The sequence below is a fragment of the Carnobacterium sp. GW821-FHT04C06 genome (assembly GCF_059420345.1).
In genome coordinates this window covers 1,449-17,119 of record NZ_JBWKTN010000009.1, presented here as the reverse complement: position 1 = coordinate 17,119, position 15,671 = coordinate 1,449, and the positions used below count along the sequence as shown (strand labels likewise).

The 15,671-nt window shown below is 35.9% G+C and carries 14 protein-coding genes, 7 tRNA genes and 1 riboswitch; of the genes, 14 read left to right on the top strand and 7 right to left on the bottom strand.

What is annotated here, in order from left to right; translation table 11 throughout:
• Positions 1 to 91: 91 nt before the first annotated feature.
• From AC07SW_RS13240 to AC07SW_RS13210, 7 genes are all read left to right on the top strand, one after another.
• Positions 92 to 181, top strand: a tRNA-Ser gene (locus AC07SW_RS13240).
• 37 nt (positions 182 to 218) lie between these two features.
• A tRNA-Met gene (locus AC07SW_RS13235) sits at positions 219 to 291 on the top strand.
• A gap of 56 nt (positions 292 to 347) precedes the next feature.
• Positions 348 to 421 (top strand) — tRNA-Asp (locus AC07SW_RS13230).
• Positions 422 to 433: 12 nt separating this feature from the next.
• Positions 434 to 504, top strand: a tRNA-Gly gene (locus AC07SW_RS13225).
• A 10-nt stretch (positions 505 to 514) separates the two neighbouring features.
• A tRNA-Ile gene (locus tag AC07SW_RS13220) sits at positions 515 to 588 on the top strand.
• Positions 589 to 619: 31 nt separating this feature from the next.
• Positions 620 to 707: transfer RNA gene (locus AC07SW_RS13215), tRNA-Ser, on the top strand.
• 20 nt (positions 708 to 727) lie between these two features.
• Positions 728 to 799 (top strand) — tRNA-Glu (locus tag AC07SW_RS13210).
• A 1,003-nt stretch (positions 800 to 1,802) separates the two neighbouring features.
• Here the strand turns inward: AC07SW_RS13210 and yidD are convergent.
• On the bottom strand, positions 1,803 to 2,036 hold the full coding sequence (yidD, locus tag AC07SW_RS13205) for a membrane protein insertion efficiency factor YidD (RefSeq protein WP_119908356.1): 234 nt from the start codon (positions 2,034 to 2,036) through the stop codon (positions 1,803 to 1,805).
• 128 nt (positions 2,037 to 2,164) lie between these two features.
• A riboswitch (SMK box riboswitch) is annotated at positions 2,165 to 2,247 on the top strand.
• Here yidD and metK point away from each other — a divergent pair.
• Both metK and AC07SW_RS13195 read left to right on the top strand, forming a co-directional pair.
• Positions 2,245 to 3,435: a methionine adenosyltransferase gene (metK, locus tag AC07SW_RS13200; RefSeq protein ID WP_494633149.1), complete on the top strand. Its 1,191-nt coding sequence runs from the start codon at positions 2,245 to 2,247 to the stop codon at positions 3,433 to 3,435. It overlaps the preceding riboswitch by 3 nt.
• Positions 3,436 to 3,574: 139 nt before the next feature.
• Entirely contained in the window at positions 3,575 to 5,053 is a 1,479-nt protein-coding gene (locus tag AC07SW_RS13195) for an MDR family MFS transporter (RefSeq protein WP_494633147.1), read from the top strand.
• Positions 5,054 to 5,096: 43 nt separating this feature from the next.
• On the opposite strand, the gene mnmM is transcribed toward AC07SW_RS13195, so the two are convergent.
• Together mnmM and mnmL are read right to left on the bottom strand one after the other, a co-directional pair.
• Positions 5,097 to 5,660 (bottom strand): tRNA 5-(aminomethyl)-2-thiouridylate-methyltransferase MnmM, encoded by a 564-nt coding sequence (mnmM, locus tag AC07SW_RS13190; RefSeq protein ID WP_485401763.1) that lies wholly within the window; start codon positions 5,658 to 5,660, stop codon positions 5,097 to 5,099.
• A gap of 12 nt (positions 5,661 to 5,672) precedes the next feature.
• Positions 5,673 to 6,623, bottom strand: coding sequence for a tRNA modification radical SAM protein MnmL/YtqA (gene mnmL, locus AC07SW_RS13185; RefSeq protein ID WP_034568617.1), 951 nt, complete (start codon positions 6,621 to 6,623; stop codon positions 5,673 to 5,675).
• A gap of 160 nt (positions 6,624 to 6,783) precedes the next feature.
• On the opposite strand from mnmL, the gene AC07SW_RS13180 reads away from it, so the two are divergent.
• The 3 genes from AC07SW_RS13180 to AC07SW_RS13170 all read left to right on the top strand — a co-directional run bounded on the left by AC07SW_RS13180 (position 6,784) and on the right by AC07SW_RS13170 (position 10,392).
• Entirely contained in the window at positions 6,784 to 8,319 is a 1,536-nt protein-coding gene (locus AC07SW_RS13180; protein ID WP_463685450.1) for an ABC transporter permease, read from the top strand.
• A 32-nt stretch (positions 8,320 to 8,351) separates the two neighbouring features.
• Positions 8,352 to 9,008, top strand: coding sequence for an ABC transporter ATP-binding protein (locus AC07SW_RS13175; RefSeq protein WP_034568621.1), 657 nt, complete (start codon positions 8,352 to 8,354; stop codon positions 9,006 to 9,008).
• A 178-nt stretch (positions 9,009 to 9,186) separates the two neighbouring features.
• Positions 9,187 to 10,392, top strand: coding sequence for an MDR family MFS transporter (locus tag AC07SW_RS13170; protein WP_494633144.1), 1,206 nt, complete (start codon positions 9,187 to 9,189; stop codon positions 10,390 to 10,392).
• A gap of 24 nt (positions 10,393 to 10,416) precedes the next feature.
• Here the strand turns inward: AC07SW_RS13170 and AC07SW_RS13165 are convergent, their stop codons facing one another.
• The 4 genes from AC07SW_RS13165 to AC07SW_RS13150 all read right to left on the bottom strand — a co-directional run bounded on the left by AC07SW_RS13165 (position 10,417) and on the right by AC07SW_RS13150 (position 13,147).
• Positions 10,417 to 11,088 (bottom strand): phosphatase PAP2 family protein, encoded by a 672-nt coding sequence (locus tag AC07SW_RS13165; RefSeq protein ID WP_119908348.1) that lies wholly within the window; start codon positions 11,086 to 11,088, stop codon positions 10,417 to 10,419.
• Positions 11,089 to 11,171: 83 nt separating this feature from the next.
• Positions 11,172 to 12,197, bottom strand: a complete 1,026-nt coding sequence (locus AC07SW_RS13160; protein WP_167736626.1) for a DUF4097 family beta strand repeat-containing protein — start codon at positions 12,195 to 12,197, stop codon at positions 11,172 to 11,174.
• Positions 12,187 to 12,825, bottom strand: coding sequence for a DUF1700 domain-containing protein (locus AC07SW_RS13155; RefSeq protein WP_463685452.1), 639 nt, complete (start codon positions 12,823 to 12,825; stop codon positions 12,187 to 12,189). The genes AC07SW_RS13160 and AC07SW_RS13155 overlap by 11 nt, the downstream gene beginning before the upstream one ends.
• Positions 12,818 to 13,147 carry a PadR family transcriptional regulator gene (locus AC07SW_RS13150; protein ID WP_057002212.1) on the bottom strand — a complete coding sequence of 110 codons (330 nt, stop codon included), beginning with the start codon at positions 13,145 to 13,147 and terminating at the stop codon, positions 12,818 to 12,820. Before AC07SW_RS13150 ends, AC07SW_RS13155 begins: the two co-directional genes overlap by 8 nt.
• A gap of 237 nt (positions 13,148 to 13,384) precedes the next feature.
• Between AC07SW_RS13150 and AC07SW_RS13145 the strand changes: the two genes are divergently transcribed.
• Together AC07SW_RS13145 and AC07SW_RS13140 are read left to right on the top strand one after the other, a co-directional pair.
• Positions 13,385 to 13,639: a hypothetical protein gene (locus AC07SW_RS13145; protein WP_034568628.1), complete on the top strand. Its 255-nt coding sequence runs from the start codon at positions 13,385 to 13,387 to the stop codon at positions 13,637 to 13,639.
• A gap of 248 nt (positions 13,640 to 13,887) precedes the next feature.
• A partial coding sequence (locus AC07SW_RS13140; protein ID WP_490426883.1) for a LysM peptidoglycan-binding domain-containing protein occupies positions 13,888 to 15,671 on the top strand: 1,784 nt, incomplete at its 3' end.

The following is a 15,671-nucleotide window of genomic DNA, read 5'->3' as shown; positions in this document are numbered from 1 at the left end:
CGTTGGTCAAGCGGTTAAGACACCGCCCTTTCACGGCGGTATCACGGGTTCGATTCCCGTACGGGTCATAGTTTTATAAAAACTTTTTTTCGGAGGATTACCCAAGTCCGGCTGAAGGGAACGGTCTTGAAAACCGTCAGGTGGGTAAAACCACGCAAGGGTTCGAATCCCTTATCCTCCTTACTACTTTTAATTAAGTAGAGAAACATTTAAATTATCGCGGGGTGGAGCAGTTGGCAGCTCGTCGGGCTCATAACCCGAAGGTCACAGGTTCAAGTCCTGTCCCCGCAATTTCTCTAAAACACTTGTTTAAAGAGAAGAAGTGACGCAATACAACATACATTTTTGGTTTGGTAGTTCAGCTGGTTAGAATGCCTGCCTGTCACGCAGGAGGTCGCGGGTTCGAGTCCCGTCCAGACCGTTTTATAGAATTGCGGGTGTAGTTTAGTGGTAAAACCACAGCCTTCCAAGCTGTTGTCGCGAGTTCGATTCTCGTCACCCGCTTTTTTTTTATGGGCCTATAGCTCAGCTGGTTAGAGCGCACGCCTGATAAGCGTGAGGTCGATGGTTCGAGTCCATTTAGGCCCATTGTAAATAAATACTTTTAAAATATTGGATTGGGGAAGTACTCAAGTGGCTGAAGAGGCGCCCCTGCTAAGGGTGTAGGTCGTTAACGCGGCGCGAGGGTTCAAATCCCTCCTTCTCCGTATTTTAATTTTAATAAAAAGGCCCGTTGGTCAAGCGGTTAAGACACCGCCCTTTCACGGCGGTATCACGGGTTCGATTCCCGTACGGGTCATTGAGTCTTCTGATTATCAGAAGACTTTTTTTGTTTTATAAATGAATGAAAAGACATTACTGAGAGCTACCTCGGTAATGTCTTTTTCATTCGTTTATTATTTTTGGGTAACAAACACTTTAATCAAGGCTGTAATACTTAGTAAGATAGTAAATAGTATTTGGAACAGATTGATTAGTTTTATTTTGTAACTAGTAGGGTGATTGATTTTATTTACTTGAAATAATTGTATGACTTTTATTGCTAGTGGGATACTTAGTAATAAAAGAAAAATCCAGTTTTTAAGATAGTTAGGAAGATAAAGACTTAAAAAGGTAAAAATATAGGTACTTAGAATAAGAAAAATTAGATATAAAAAAGATTTTTTTGAGGTTATTTTGGTTTGCAAATCTACTTCAACGAGCTGTTTACAGTAGCCTATAAATACATGCAAGATGATTGATGAAAGGCTCCAATAATAAAGTTCTTTAGATATAAAACCAGTTTGGATATAAAAGCTAATGTAAGTTAAAATTCCTCCTTTAAATAAACTTGTTAAAATTAAAGAATATAAACTCAAGCTTAAATTATACGGAATATATTGAAGATGGATGACGATACTATAGAGCAGAAGTAAGCTCCCAATTAAAAAGTTATTTGATAGTGTAAAGTAAAACATAAGTAGTAAATTTAAAATTTCAAAAAGAATAATTGGTAGTAACTTTAATTCATGTTTTTCTTTTCGGTGATAAGCAAAAATTTTTTCAAGAAATTGATTTAGTAGAACAAATAAATACAGTAGTAAAAATGAAGTGAATTTGAAGGAACTAAATTGAATAGAAAGAACTGTTCCTAATAAGATTAGTGTGAATGGGGATATAAAAATAAGAAATAGGGGATTAAAAAATAAGGTACGTGTGAAATTTTGTCTCATTTGAATCAAATAAAAAAACTCCTTTTAAGATAGACTTCTTCTATTTTACCAAAAAAAGAAGAAGTATACAGCAAAAAGAGTTTAAATTAATTAATGTTCATGCTTTTTTTTTTCAGGAACAGGATCGTAGCCACCTTTAACAAATGGATGGCAACGTAGAATGCGCCAAACTCCCATTCCAGTTCCTTTTATTGCACCGAATCGTTCAATTGATTGAATCATGTAACTAGAACAAGTAGGAGTATATCGGCAACTTGGAGGAAACATTGGGGATATAAATTTTTGATAAAATTGAACAAAGCCAATTAGTATTTTTTTTAACATCATTCATCTACCTTTTATACTATGAGTGTATGTCTATGTTAAATTAAGTTGATTGATAAGTCAACTTAATTTAATTTTTTTTAAGAATAAAATAATGAAGAAAAAAAGAAAGAAATCTGTTATAATGACATAGTTACTGGATTCCCGAAAGGATTCACATTTGTGAAGAAGCCTTGTAACCGAAACTATCAAAGGGGGAACAATTATTATGACAGAAAGACGACTTTTTACTTCTGAGTCTGTATCAGAGGGACATCCGGATAAAATCGCAGATCAAATCAGCGATGGTATTTTGGATGCAATTTTAGCGAAAGACCCGTTAGCACGTGTAGCGTGTGAAACAACAGTAACGACTGGATTGGTACTAGTTGTTGGAGAGATTTCAACTACAACATATGTAGATATCCAGAAAGTTGTGAGGGAGATGATTCGCAAAATCGGTTATACGAGAGCCAAATTTGGTTTTGATGCCGATACTTGTGCTGTAATGGTAGCAATCGATGAGCAATCAAGTGATATTGCTCAAGGTGTAGATGATTCTTTAGAGTTTAAATCGAAGGATGAAGATGCATTAGATCAAATCGGAGCAGGAGATCAAGGGTTAATGTTTGGGTTTGCTATTAATGAAACACCTGAATTAATGCCATTGCCAATTGCGCTAAGCCATCGTTTAACAAAACGATTAGCGGATGTTAGAAAAGAAGGATTATTAAATTACTTGCGACCGGATGCAAAATCTCAGGTTACAATTGAATATGATGAAAATGGATTGCCATTACGTGTGGATACAATCGTTATCAGCACGCAGCACCACCCAGATACGACTTTGGAGGAATTACAGTCTGACATTAAGGAACAAGTTATCAAGGCTGTTATTCCACCTGAATTGCTAGACAATGAAACGAAATACTTTATTAACCCAACGGGACGCTTTGTCATTGGTGGACCTCAAGGAGATTCTGGTTTAACAGGTAGAAAAATTATTGTTGACACATATGGCGGTTATGCGCGTCATGGTGGAGGAGCATTTTCTGGGAAAGATCCAACAAAAGTAGATCGCTCGGCTAGCTATGCAGCACGTTACATTGCTAAAAATATTGTTGCAGCGAAATTAGCTGATAAATGTGAAGTCCAATTAGCCTATGCTATTGGTGTTGCTCAGCCTGTATCCATTGCAATTGATACCTTTGGTACTGGAAAAGTCTTAGAAAGCAAGTTGATAGAAGCCGTTCGTAAAAACTTTGATTTACGTCCAGCAGGGATTATTGAGATGCTTGATTTAAGAAGACCTATTTATCAACAAACTGCAGCTTATGGTCATTTTGGTCGAACAGACATTGAATTGCCATGGGAACAGTTAGATAAAATCGATGCATTAAAAGCAAGCGTTACGGAATAAGTAATAAAGAGGCGGTCTCTATCAGGCAAAAGGATAGAGGCTGTTTTTTGTAAAAAAATTAAGTTTATTAGAGCTTTAGAGAACGAAATTTTTTTCTACGTTGTTCTAAGTTTAATTTTTAAAAGAAAGAAGGGTAAAAATGGAGAAAAGTAAAAAACAAACAAATGTTGTGTTGGTAACAATTGCTATTTTTGTTGCGACCTTTATGACAGCTGTTGAAGGTACGATTGTCTCAACTGCGATGCCGACTATTATAGGAAGTCTTGAAGGCATGGCATTAATGAACTGGGTATTTTCAATTTATTTATTAACAAGTGCTATGATGACACCTGTTTATGGTAAATTATCAGATATGATTGGACGTAAGCCAATCTTTATTATTGGAGCAATTATCTTTATTATGGGTTCAGCGTTATGTGGACTTTCTCAAACTATGACGCAATTAATTATCTTTAGAGCAATTCAAGGAATTGGAGCAGGGGCGATTATGCCGGTTGCATTTACGATTATTGCGGATATCTACCCTTATGAAAAACGTGCTAAAGTTTTAGGAATGAACGGTGCAGCATGGGGAGTAGCAGGGATATTTGGTCCTTTATTAGGTGGTTTTATTGTAGATCACTTGAGCTGGCATTGGATTTTTTATATCAATGTTCCAGTAGGGTTATTAACCATTTTATTAGTGAGTTTATTTTTACATGAAGAATATCATTTTGAGAAAAAACCAATTGACTATTTTGGTTGTTTAACATTGATGGGAGCGTTATTGTTTTTACTTTATGGCTTCCAAATTTTAGGAGAAAATCCGAGTATTTCGCTTAAGCTAATGGGTGCTTTTCTAGTTTCAATTATCATGTTTGCTTTGTTTGTAGTTGCTGAAAAGCGTGCAGCAGATCCAATTATCCCATTAAGTTTGTTTAACAATCGAACTTTTGTCATTCAAAACGTGGTTGCAGCATTGGTGAGTGGTTTCTTAATCGCAGTTGATGTTTATATTCCAATGTGGATGCAAGGGATTTTAGGAATGAAAGCGGCGATGGGAGGATTTGCTATTACACCAATGTCTTTAACATGGGTAATGGGTTCTTTTATTGCGGGACGTGTTATTTTAAAATACCCTGTGAAATGGATATTAACAGGAAGTCTAATTATTGTCGCATTTAGTGGAGCCTTTATGTTGTTATTGCCAATTTCAGCACCCTTTGTTCTCTTCTTACTAGTGACAGCGATTATTGGGATTGGAATGGGAATTACCATTACCACCACTACGGTTACCGCCCAAAATGTAGTGCCTAAAAATCAAATTGGTGTAGCAACATCATCAAACACCTTGTTTAGAATTTTAGGGCAAACCATTATGATTTCAATTTATGGCATTATTTTAAATAGCAATATTGCCAAACATATTTCAGCTGAAACAGTGAGCGGTATTAATGAAAAAATGATGAATAAATTAATTAATCCATTAACAGCAGTTAGCTTAGATCCAAAAATCTTGCCTACTTTAAGAGAAATTTTATTTGATGGATTACAAGGAGTTTTCCTTGGAGCATTTATCGCAGTAATTTTAGCCTTTGTTATTAATCAATTTGATCACAAAAAAATGCCTAAAATTTAAAAAAAGCCGTTGTCTTCCTTTCAAAAGGGAGGCAACGACTTTTTTATTTTTTTTCAATTGCAATTACAAAAGGGGGATCATTTTTTTGATTAATAAATTCATAGCGTAAGACATTGCATTCCTCTTGTGGAAGTGTGGTGACATATTCTAAAACGGCTTCTTTTTCAGTTAGTCCACCATCGTGACCGTAATAGACAACAAGAATCAAACGACCTCCTTTGCGTAAATGAGGCAGCAATGACTGGATTGCTATTAAAGTTGTTTCACCCTTTGTAATGATTGATTTATCGCTTTGAGGCAAATAGCCTAAATTAAAGATTGCAGCACTGATTTCTTCGCTTTTAGGGAGAACATCAGCAACAGTTTCATGTCCTTGTTGAAATAATTGAACTTGCTGAGACAGACCTGTTAGCAGTAATTTTTGTTTGGTTGTTTCAATGGCTTGTTTTTGAATATCGAATCCGTAGACAACCCCTGAGTCTCCTACTAAGGTAGCAAGCAAAACAGTATCGCCGCCATTGCCAACCGTTGCATCCACCACCTTATCACCTGTTGTAACGACTTCCTTTAACAGTTGATGACTATAGTCCATTGCCCGTTTTAGCATGAGATCTCCTCCTTAGTTTCGACTATTTTTGGCTCCTTGGAAAGTATTTCGTTGCTTCATTTCATGATCGATTGCATTAAGAACTTCCCATTTTTTTAAACTCCACATTGGACCGATGATTGTGTCACGAGGTGCATCTCCTGTTAGGCGGTGAATAATGATTTCAGGAGGAATCATCTCTAATTGATCGCAAATTAGATTTACATAAGTGTTTTGATCCATTAATTCTAAACGGCCTTCATGATAGTCTCGAACCATTTTTGTGTTTTTCATTAAATGCAATAGATGAAGCTTAACTCCTTGAATATCGGAGTCAAGAATCATTCGGCGAGTACTTTCTAACATCATCTCGACGGATTCACCAGGCAACCCGTTAATTAAATGAGTACAGACATTAATATTATGTTTGCGTAGCTTTTCGACACCTGTCAAATAGGTTTGATAGTCATGTGCACGATTGATCAATTGACTCGTCTCTTCATGAATGGTTTGTAAACCAAGCTCTACCCATAAATAATAGCGTTGATTGAGTTCGGCTAGATAATCAACTACATCATCTGGCAAGCAATCTGGGCGTGTGGCAATCTGAATTCCAACGACGCCTTGTTCGTTGACGACTTGTTCAAATTTGTGACGCAGTTCTTCAACAGGGGCGTGAGTATTCGTGAAATTTTGAAAATAGGCAATGTATTTGGTTACGTTTGGCCATTTTTGATGCATCATTTGAACTTCTTTTTGAAATTGAATCGGTAGGGGATCGATACGATTACCTGCAAAATCGCCAGACCCAGAAACACTGCAAAAAGTACAACCACCATGTGCTACCGTGCCATCACGATTAGGGCAATCAAATCCACCGTCTAGTGGAACTTTAAAAACTTTTTCACCAAATTGTTGGCGTAAAGCGTAATTCCAAGTATGGTAACGCTTGTTTGGATCTTTCGTATATTGAAATGTAGTCATATTTTTCACCTCGTTTTTTAGTTTAACATGAATAGGCTAATATGTGGCTAAAATTACGATAAAATTTTTAAGGTTCATTTAAGGTTGACTAGGCATAATCTTCTTATGACAATCGAAATATAAAGAAGGTTGTACAACGTATAGACAAGGAGGCTTTTAAATGAATTTTATTAAACGTGCGTTATTAAGTACTAAAGCAAAGAAAGGCCGCTCATTTTTATTATTATTAGTGTTTTCTGTTATTTTGATTTTTGTGTTAGCAGGAATCACTATTCAAAGCGCTTCTAACAAGGCGACTGAAGAAGCTCGAAAATCAATGGGAGGATCGGTTACTTTAGCTGTTGATCGAGAAAAAACACTTCAAAAACCAAGTGAACGTACGGATTCAAGTAGTACGGAAGACGAGGGAGAGAAACGACCTGATCCTGGGTCATATCAATCGACACCTGTTGATTTAGAGGCAGCTAAAAAAATTGCAGCCCTAGATCATGTAGCTTCTTATAATTTTATTTCAACGACATCGGCTGGTGCGGAATCCTTTGATCCGATTACGTCAACAGACACAACGGATACATCAAGTGAAGAAAGCAGTAATCAAGGTGGACCTGGTGGGTCTGAAGAGGGCAGAAATCCATTTGGTAAAGGAAATGCGCAGGGTGATTTAAGTGTGATGGGTATTTTGTCGACTGAAACGTTAAGTGGCTTCACAGACGGCACGAATAAATTAGTAGAAGGAGAGGCCATCACAGAAAAAGATAAGGATCAAAATGTTGTCTTGTTAGAACAAAGTTTAGCTGAAGCCAATAGTTTATCTGTAGGCGATAAAGTGACCATTTCTAACCCTACGGATAGTACAAAAACTTATGAGTTAACGGTTCAAGGGATTTATACTACAACAGCTAGTGATGATGCGATGGCCTCTAACTTTAGTTTTCTAAATGCATCAAATCAATTATATGTTCCGTATACATTTGCCAATACGTTAAAAGGGGACACGTACGCGAATGCAGTTGACTCTGTTGTGTACCAATTAGATGACCCTGAAAATGTGGATGATTTTGTAAAAGCGGCTGAAAAAACAGGCTTAGATATGGACACGTATGCTTTGCAAACAGATACAGCTGTATATGAACAAATGATTCAACCAATTGAAAATGTATCAAGTTTTGCTAAAAAAATTGTCATTTTAGTTTCAGTTGCTGGGGTCATTATTTTAGCCTTAATTATTATGATGACGATTCGCGAACGTAAATATGAAATGGGGGTTCTTTTATCATTAGGTGAAAAACGTTGGAAATTAATGGCTCAATTTTTTATTGAGATATTGCTTATCTTTATACTTGCGATGGGAATTGCTGGTGTGAGTGGTAAGTATGTAGGAAATGTGGTTGGTCAACAACTGTTAGATCAACAAACAACGGCAAGTAGTGAAACGACTGCAACGGAATCAAATGGAAAAGGCCCAGGAAATGATGCTGGTGGTGGTCCTGGTGGCGGAGGCTTTGGACAATCTGTTCGCAATTTTGGAGCAAGTAGTTCAGCGGAACAAAAACAAATTGATGAATTGGATGTCTTTGTATCGACGAGTGACTTAGTGAAATTAGGCGGTATTGGTTTGGGTATCTGCTTCTTATCTGTATTACTTGCTTCAGCAGGTGTGATTCGTTTACAACCTAAGAAAATTTTAACGATGTAATTGTAATAAAAATAAGAGAAAAGAGGGATTTGATGATTACAGCTAAAAATATTGGCTACTGGTATGATAAGGGAGCTACACCGTTATATCAACATGTTAATTTGACATTCGATCAAGGCGTCCTTTATAGTATTTTAGGGAGTAGTGGTTCAGGAAAAACAACTTTTTTATCGTTGATATCTGGCTTAGATAAACCCAAAGAAGGCGAAATTCTCTATGAAGGAAAGGCCATCAATAAAATGGGATTAACCAATTTCCGCAATCAAAAAGTATCGATTGTTTTTCAAGCCTATAATTTATTGCCTTATATGACAGCACTAGAAAATATAGTGACAGCAATGGAAATTACAAAATCTAAGGAAGGTAATAAGAAAAATTATGCATTGGAAATGCTGAAAAGAGTGGGAATTGATGAAGCATTAGCGAAAAAAAATGTGATGCATTTATCAGGGGGGCAACAGCAACGGATTGCGATTGTGCGGGCGATGTGTTGTGACACAAAATTTATTGTAGCGGATGAACCAACTGGAAACTTAGATGAAGAAACATCAAGAGACATTATCCGATTGTTTCAAGAGTTAGCCCACAAAGAAAATAAATGCATTATATTGGTCACTCATGAGCAAGAAGTTGCAAAGGAAAGTGATGTTTGCATTCAATTAAAAAACAAACAATTTAGCATTATTTAATTGTGGAAGCAAAAGGACAGTTTGTCTGTTCTTTTGCTTTTTTTATACATAGAAGTAAAGTAAGTTTAATTTTATTTTTCTTATCCAATTCTCATTTAACCGAAATAAAGATAGTGTAAACTAAATAGGTCTATCTGGCAACAAAGCTAGGGAGTTTAAGGAAGAAGGAGTGAATGGAATGACTTTTAAGTCAAAGCTACCAAAAGATTTATGGATTGTAGCGGTAGGAATGGTTTTATTGTACACGGGCTTGTCTTTTATTTGGCCCTTTAATATGATTTACATGACACAAAATTTGGGTATGTCTGATACAGCAGCTGGTCAAGTATTGTTGGTGAATTCGGGAATTGGTATTATTGGAAGTATTATTGGAGGAATCATTTTTGATCGCCTATCAGGTTATATTTCACTAGCAATTGGAACGGGGATTTTAGTAATCACAACAGGTTCTTTGTTTTTATTCCATGGTTCGCCTGCTTTTATTTATAATATATGGGCTATTAGTATTGCGATGGGAATGGTTTTTGCAGGTCTTTATACAGCGGCTGGCTTAACTCATCCTACTGGAGGACGTACAGGTTTTAATACGATTTATGTGGCTCAAAATGTTGGAGTTGCTGTTGGACCCTTTTTTGCTGGAATATTAGCAAAAAAGGGATTGGAAAATGTATACACAGGTTCCTTTGTTTTTGCAATTATTTACGCATTATTTTTTGTTTGCTATTTTAGAAAAATTGATTGGAAATCAGAAAAGGTTATAGGGGAAACGAAACACCACACTGTAGATGGAAAACGTGAAAAAGCGACTAAAATTGGCTTATTGTCCTTTTCATTGCTACTGGCAACTTATCTTTTTTGTCAGTTGCCTCATGTGCAGTGGCAGTCAAATTTATCGACATATATGACGCATGTAAAAGGCGTAAGCAATGCTCAGTATGGGAATTTATGGAGTATCAATGGTTCTTTAATTTTATTAGGGCAAGTGGTCATTATTCCTTTAGTTGCCAAATTTAAAGAAAAATTAAGTCTGCAAATTTATATTGGAATTGGCTTATTTGCATGTTCATTCTTATTTGCAATGAATGCGACGGACTATTCAGGCTTCTTACTTGGAATGATTTTACTAACATTTGGTGAAATGTTTGCCTGGCCTGCTATTCCAACAATTGCGTACCAATTAGCACCAGCTGGTCAAGCAGGACTTTACCAAGGCTTAGTCAATGGAACAGCAACTGCTGCCAGAATGTTAGCTCCTATTTTAGGGGCAATTGTTGTCACGTCTTTTGGCGGAATAACAAGTTTGTTTATTTGTATTTTTGTACTATTGGTATTGGCTGTAGTCAGTTTAGTTTTTCAACAACGAACACAAAAATGTGTCAAATAAAAAAATCTCCCGAGGGAGATTTTTTTATTTGAGTTTCAATTTGGTTGTGACATAGTTTATCCATTTATCGAAATAGGCAATAGCAAAGGCTATCCAAGCAAATCCTAGTGCAAATCCACCAAGTACATCAGAAGGAAAATGAACGCCAACATAGATACGACTAATGCCAACTGAAAGAATCAGGAAAGCTGCTATTAGAGCAATTATCCATTTAATACTCGTTCGTCGAATACTGATGATTAAAAGAAATGCGATACTTGAAAATAAAATCATTGAACCCATCGAATGGCCACTTGGAAAACTAAAACCGCCTTGTTCAACTAAATGTTTAATGGTTGGGCGAGGGCGTCTAAAAATTTGTTTAACGGTGAAATTTAAGAGACCAGATCCAATTGCTAAATTTAACACCAGCCAACTAGGATAAGAAATGCTTTTCTTGTAGATTGCCCATCCAATAATAAAAATAAGCGCAACCCCAATGATAGAGGTTGTATTTCCAAGTGTAGTGATTGAAATAAAATAAGCGGATTTGCTATTTGTAATCGGATCACGGATAAGCTGTGTAATGCTTTGATCAAATTGATGTAACCAAGGAGCATTTGTTGCGACTCCAATAGCCATACTTAAAAAGATAGCAAAGGACAGGAGGCTTAAGGAAAGCCAAATAGTTGTGTTCGATTGTTTGTTTGTAGTCATAAAAAACTCCTTATGTTTAAAAATTAAAAAAGAACTCTTTAAAAAGAGTTCTTCTTTAGTTTAACGGAAAAGTGGTCAATTGTCTAAAAATCTTTGTCTGAGTCCATCATATGATCCATATCCATATCATCCATATGGTTTGAATCGTGCATGTCATTCATTGTTGAATCATCAGAATCCTGTTCTTGTTCTACTTGAATATTCCCAGCATTTGTTTTCAATTTAATTTGATTTTTACCTTCTCCAAAACGAGCGTTGGGTTCATTTTTTCCAAAAATTGTTAAATCTCCTAAATCAAGGTAGCTCTGAATGACGGCATCTGTAGGAAGTGTTGCTGTTTCGATGGAAATGTCCCCAAAATTTGTTTGGAAATCAAGGGCTTGATCGATTTTTTTATTTGATAAATCAATGCCACCAGCATTTGTTTTAGCGCTGATTTTACCCGTTACTTGATTTAGGGAAACATCTCCAGCAGAAGCGTCGACTGTTGTTGTTTTTCCAATCAGGCGAGAAAGGGAAATTTCTCCTGCATTGGTTTTGATGTTAGTATCTTCAATAACAGAATTCGCAAGGGAAATAGTCCCAAAATTATTTACTGCATTTAGCGTTTTTGTTTTTAAGTTAGTCAAGTTGATATCCCCAGCGTTGCTCTTAACCGATAAGGAATCGCCGTTGAATGATTCAGTTGAAATAGTGCCAAATTTAGTATTGATTTCAGTATTTTTTATATTTTTTGGTAAATAAACGGTTGCGTTTTTAGTATCAAAATCAAAGAATAAACGTACTTTTTGACGATTGATTGAAGGTTCTTTTAAATCAATTTTTAATTCATTGTTACTTTCGGTCGTTTTGATTTCAAATTTATTTGCAACCGGACTTTTTCCATTGATTTCAACGTGAACCTGTTGATCAGTAGATTCTAAGACTTGAATATTTAAGCTATCGCCTGAAACAATCACCGTTTTATTTTCATTAACTGGGATGTCTTTTTTTAGATTTAGCGTTGAAAGTTTTTGCGCTTTAGGATAGGTGATCGTACTTGCAAATCCACCTACAACAATTAAGCTGATTCCTGTAAAGACTAATGTTTTAATTAATTTAGTTTTCATGATTTGTACCTCCAAAAACAACATAAATGTTCCAAAGAACATATCGTTTCATCAATTTAGCAAATAAGAGGGTTAGGGGATAACTCAGTGCAATTAATAGCAATCCGACACCACAAAAAACAATTGTAAGGGCGAATTGAAAAAGTGCAATAGTTGAAAAAGCTGTAATTAACATATAAATACCCGCTAGAGGCAATAAACTAAATGTGATGGCTACAAGCCAGCCAGAAAAAAGAATACCTAGAACTGTAAGGACGGGAGCTAATACAAAAATGAGATTAAAGAAAAGTAAGCCAGTTCCTTTTATGAGGCGTTTGAAAAGACCATCGTGATTTTCCTTTGGTAAATAGTGATTTTCTTGATAAATTGGGTTTGCTTCAAAGGCAACCCAATCACCTTGGCTAAATTCAGGGCCTTTTGCTTTAGGTTCTACACCATACATAGCCAAAATTTCTTTGGCAATTTGTTTAGGATTTCCTAGTTCTTTAGCAATTTGTTCTTCTGATTTTCCTTGAGCTAAGCCGTTTTCAAAGTGTTCAACGTAGTCGCTCATTACGTCTTGACGGTCGTTTTCTGATAAGTCACGTAGACTTAGTTTTAATTCAATCATAAAATGTTCTTTATTCATGGTTCAAGTCATCTCCTAATTCAATAATAGTTTCAACACTATCTGCAAAGTGCTGCCAATCAATTAACTGTTTTTCTAGATAAGTAATGCCTAAATCAGTGAGATGGTAGTATTTCCGACTAGGACCTTCATTAGATTCTTGAAGATAAGTCGTGCACATACCATCGGTTGTCAATTTTCGTAATAAGGGGTAGATCGTCCCTTCAGATATTTCAATATGTTGAGAAATCGTTTCGACTAGTTCGTATCCGTAACAATCTTTCTTTTTCAATAGAACAAGTACACATAAACCTAAAACTCCTTTTTTAAATTGAGTGTTCATTTTTTCACCTGCCAACCATCGTAATTTCTAAATTAACTATAACGGCTACTACTATCTATTACAAGGTAGTAAGCTAAAAACAAGACTAAAGTATGAGGTGGAGTTGGACTTGAAATGTAGAAGCATCTCCAACTTAGAAACCGATTTCAAATAAATCATGAAAAAGACAAACTTTCTTATCAATTACTTAATAACTGTTTGGTAAAGTAAGGATAGATAAGGAAAGGGCGTGTAAATATGTTACTTGATGATAGCAATTTAATCAATGAAATTGGTTGTGCACAAATTAAAGAAGTGGCATTTCCAACTATTACAATTGAAACTGAAGATGGACAATTACTTAAAATAAATGTAACGAAAAAACAAAAAAGAGATCCTATTTTTTGGAAATCAATTAAAGATATTTGGCAAGCAGGAATTTGGATTCCTTTTAATAAGAAACTTTCACACTTACTTGATAATGATTGGTTAGTTGAACCAGCAATGGCTTAAATACTTAATAAATAAAAAAGCTCCTCATTTTAATGAGGAGCTTTTTTATTGTGTTTTATTAAAAGGAATGTTACGAAACGATGTCGTTTATTAAGAATTTAAAGAATTGACGTTATTTCTTTAAAAAAATTTAAAAGAACGATATAATGTACAGAGTACTTATTGAATTTATAAAAATAATCCATGTCTAATTAAAAAAGAAAAGTTAGAAACATACATCAAGCAAGAAAAAAGGGAGGTTGTTTACTTTGGAAACAACAAGAAAAGAGCGTATTTCAGGCGAGAAAAGTATCAAAAAACAAGAGCAATTTAAAGAGAACAGCGTAGTCGTAAAAAAAGGGATGGCTTTTGTTAGTACTACTTTAGTTATGGGTACGTTAGCTTTACCGACTTTTTCAGCAGTTGCAAGTGCAAATGAATTGGCAGGAAACAGTCAAAAAACAATCGAAAGCAACTTAAATAACGGTACAGATTCTGTTACGGAAGTTCAAGCGCCAGCTGTAGAGTCAACAAATACAGATACTTCTTCAGTAGATACAGCCAATTCAGATTCAGCAACAAGTAGCGATTCTTCTGAAGGTACTTCGACTGAAACCCCCGATTCTTCTCAAGTAACAGATTCTTCAGCAACACCTGATGCTAGTGAAGAACCAATTTCAAAAGAGGAAGTAAAAGAAGCCGATATTACGGAAGTTCAAGCGCCAGTTGCAAACTACGCGGCGGCAGAAACAATGATGATGGCTCGCAGTATGGCTCCACAATCATTTATCGCTTCAATTGCAGCTTCAGCAACTCAAATTGCAAATGAAAATGATTTATACGCATCTGTTATGATTGCACAAGCTATTTTAGAAAGTGCTTGGGGTGGAAGTGCACTAGCTTCAGCACCAAACTATAACTTATTTGGTATCAAAGGGAATTATAATGGTCAATCAGTAGCAATGAAAACATTGGAAGACGATGGTCATGGCAATTACTATGAAATTATCGATTATTTTAGAAAATACCCATCTTACCACCAATCTTTACAAGATTATGCACAAGTAATTAAAGGTGGACCAAGCTGGAATCATAATTATTACTCTGGTGCTTGGAAGAGCAACACTTCTTCTTACCGTGATGCAACAGCTTGGTTACAAGGACGTTATGCAACAGATACATCTTACGCTTCAAAATTGAATCGTGTTATTGAATCAAATAATCTAACTCAATACGATACAGGCAGTACGGGAGGCGGAACAACAAACCCTGGAACTGGTGGCAACGAAAATACAGGCGGAAATGGCAATACGGGTGGTAATACAGGCGGTTCAAATGAAAATACTCAAACGTATGTCGTTAAGTCAGGGGATACGTTATGGGGAATTGCCAATCAATTTGGGTTAACTGTAGCGAATTTAAAAGCAATGAATAATTTAAGTTCGGACACTATTTTTGTTGGACAACAATTAAAAGTCAAAGGTGGTTCAACAACTACTCCAGTGCCAGATCCAACACCAACACCAGACCCAACGCCAGATCCTGGCAATAGCTCAGTCTATACAGTAAAATCAGGTGATTCATTATGGGGAATTGCCAATAAAAATGGTGTATCGGTAGCAAACTTAAAAGCATGGAACAATTTATCTAGTGATATGATTTTTGTAGGACAAAAATTAACCATTAAAGGTGGTACAGTAACTCCGCCAACAACACCTCCAACCGGAAATACCGGTAATAATAATGGCAATACAGGTTCAACAACTGGAACGTATACAGTAGTAAGTGGCGATTCACTATGGGCAATTGCGAATAAAAATGGCGTATCTGTAGCGAATTTAAAAGCGTGGAATAACTTAACAACCGATACGATTTTTGTTGGACAAAAATTAATTATTAAAGGTGGCACAACCACTGCACCAACAAATCCAACAACACCGCCAGCAGGGAACAATAATAATGGTTCAACAACAACAGGAACGTATACAGTAGTAAGTGGCGATTCACTATGGGCAATTGCGAATAAAAATGGCGTATCTGTAGCGAATTTAAA

Bases quoted from the DNA above. Each gene is read 5' to 3' on its own strand.
- AC07SW_RS13145 (WP_034568628.1), top strand. From the start codon at position 13,385: ATGTTACTTGATGATAGCAATTTAATCAATGAAATTGGTTGTGCACAA.
- mnmM (WP_485401763.1), bottom strand. From the start codon at position 5,660: ATGCTAAAACGGGCAATGGACTATAGTCATCAACTGTTAAAGGAAGTC.
- AC07SW_RS13160 (WP_167736626.1), bottom strand. From the start codon at position 12,197: ATGAAAACTAAATTAATTAAAACATTAGTCTTTACAGGAATCAGCTTA.
- yidD (WP_119908356.1), bottom strand. From the start codon at position 2,036: ATGTTAAAAAAAATACTAATTGGCTTTGTTCAATTTTATCAAAAATTT.
- AC07SW_RS13150 (WP_057002212.1), bottom strand. From the start codon at position 13,147: ATGAACACTCAATTTAAAAAAGGAGTTTTAGGTTTATGTGTACTTGTT.
- AC07SW_RS13180 (WP_463685450.1), top strand. From the start codon at position 6,784: ATGAATTTTATTAAACGTGCGTTATTAAGTACTAAAGCAAAGAAAGGC.
- AC07SW_RS13165 (WP_119908348.1), bottom strand. From the start codon at position 11,088: ATGACTACAAACAAACAATCGAACACAACTATTTGGCTTTCCTTAAGC.
- mnmL (WP_034568617.1), bottom strand. From the start codon at position 6,623: ATGACTACATTTCAATATACGAAAGATCCAAACAAGCGTTACCATACT.
- AC07SW_RS13195 (WP_494633147.1), top strand. From the start codon at position 3,575: ATGGAGAAAAGTAAAAAACAAACAAATGTTGTGTTGGTAACAATTGCT.
- AC07SW_RS13175 (WP_034568621.1), top strand. From the start codon at position 8,352: ATGATTACAGCTAAAAATATTGGCTACTGGTATGATAAGGGAGCTACA.
- AC07SW_RS13155 (WP_463685452.1), bottom strand. From the start codon at position 12,825: ATGAATAAAGAACATTTTATGATTGAATTAAAACTAAGTCTACGTGAC.
- AC07SW_RS13170 (WP_494633144.1), top strand. From the start codon at position 9,187: ATGACTTTTAAGTCAAAGCTACCAAAAGATTTATGGATTGTAGCGGTA.
- metK (WP_494633149.1), top strand. From the start codon at position 2,245: ATGACAGAAAGACGACTTTTTACTTCTGAGTCTGTATCAGAGGGACAT.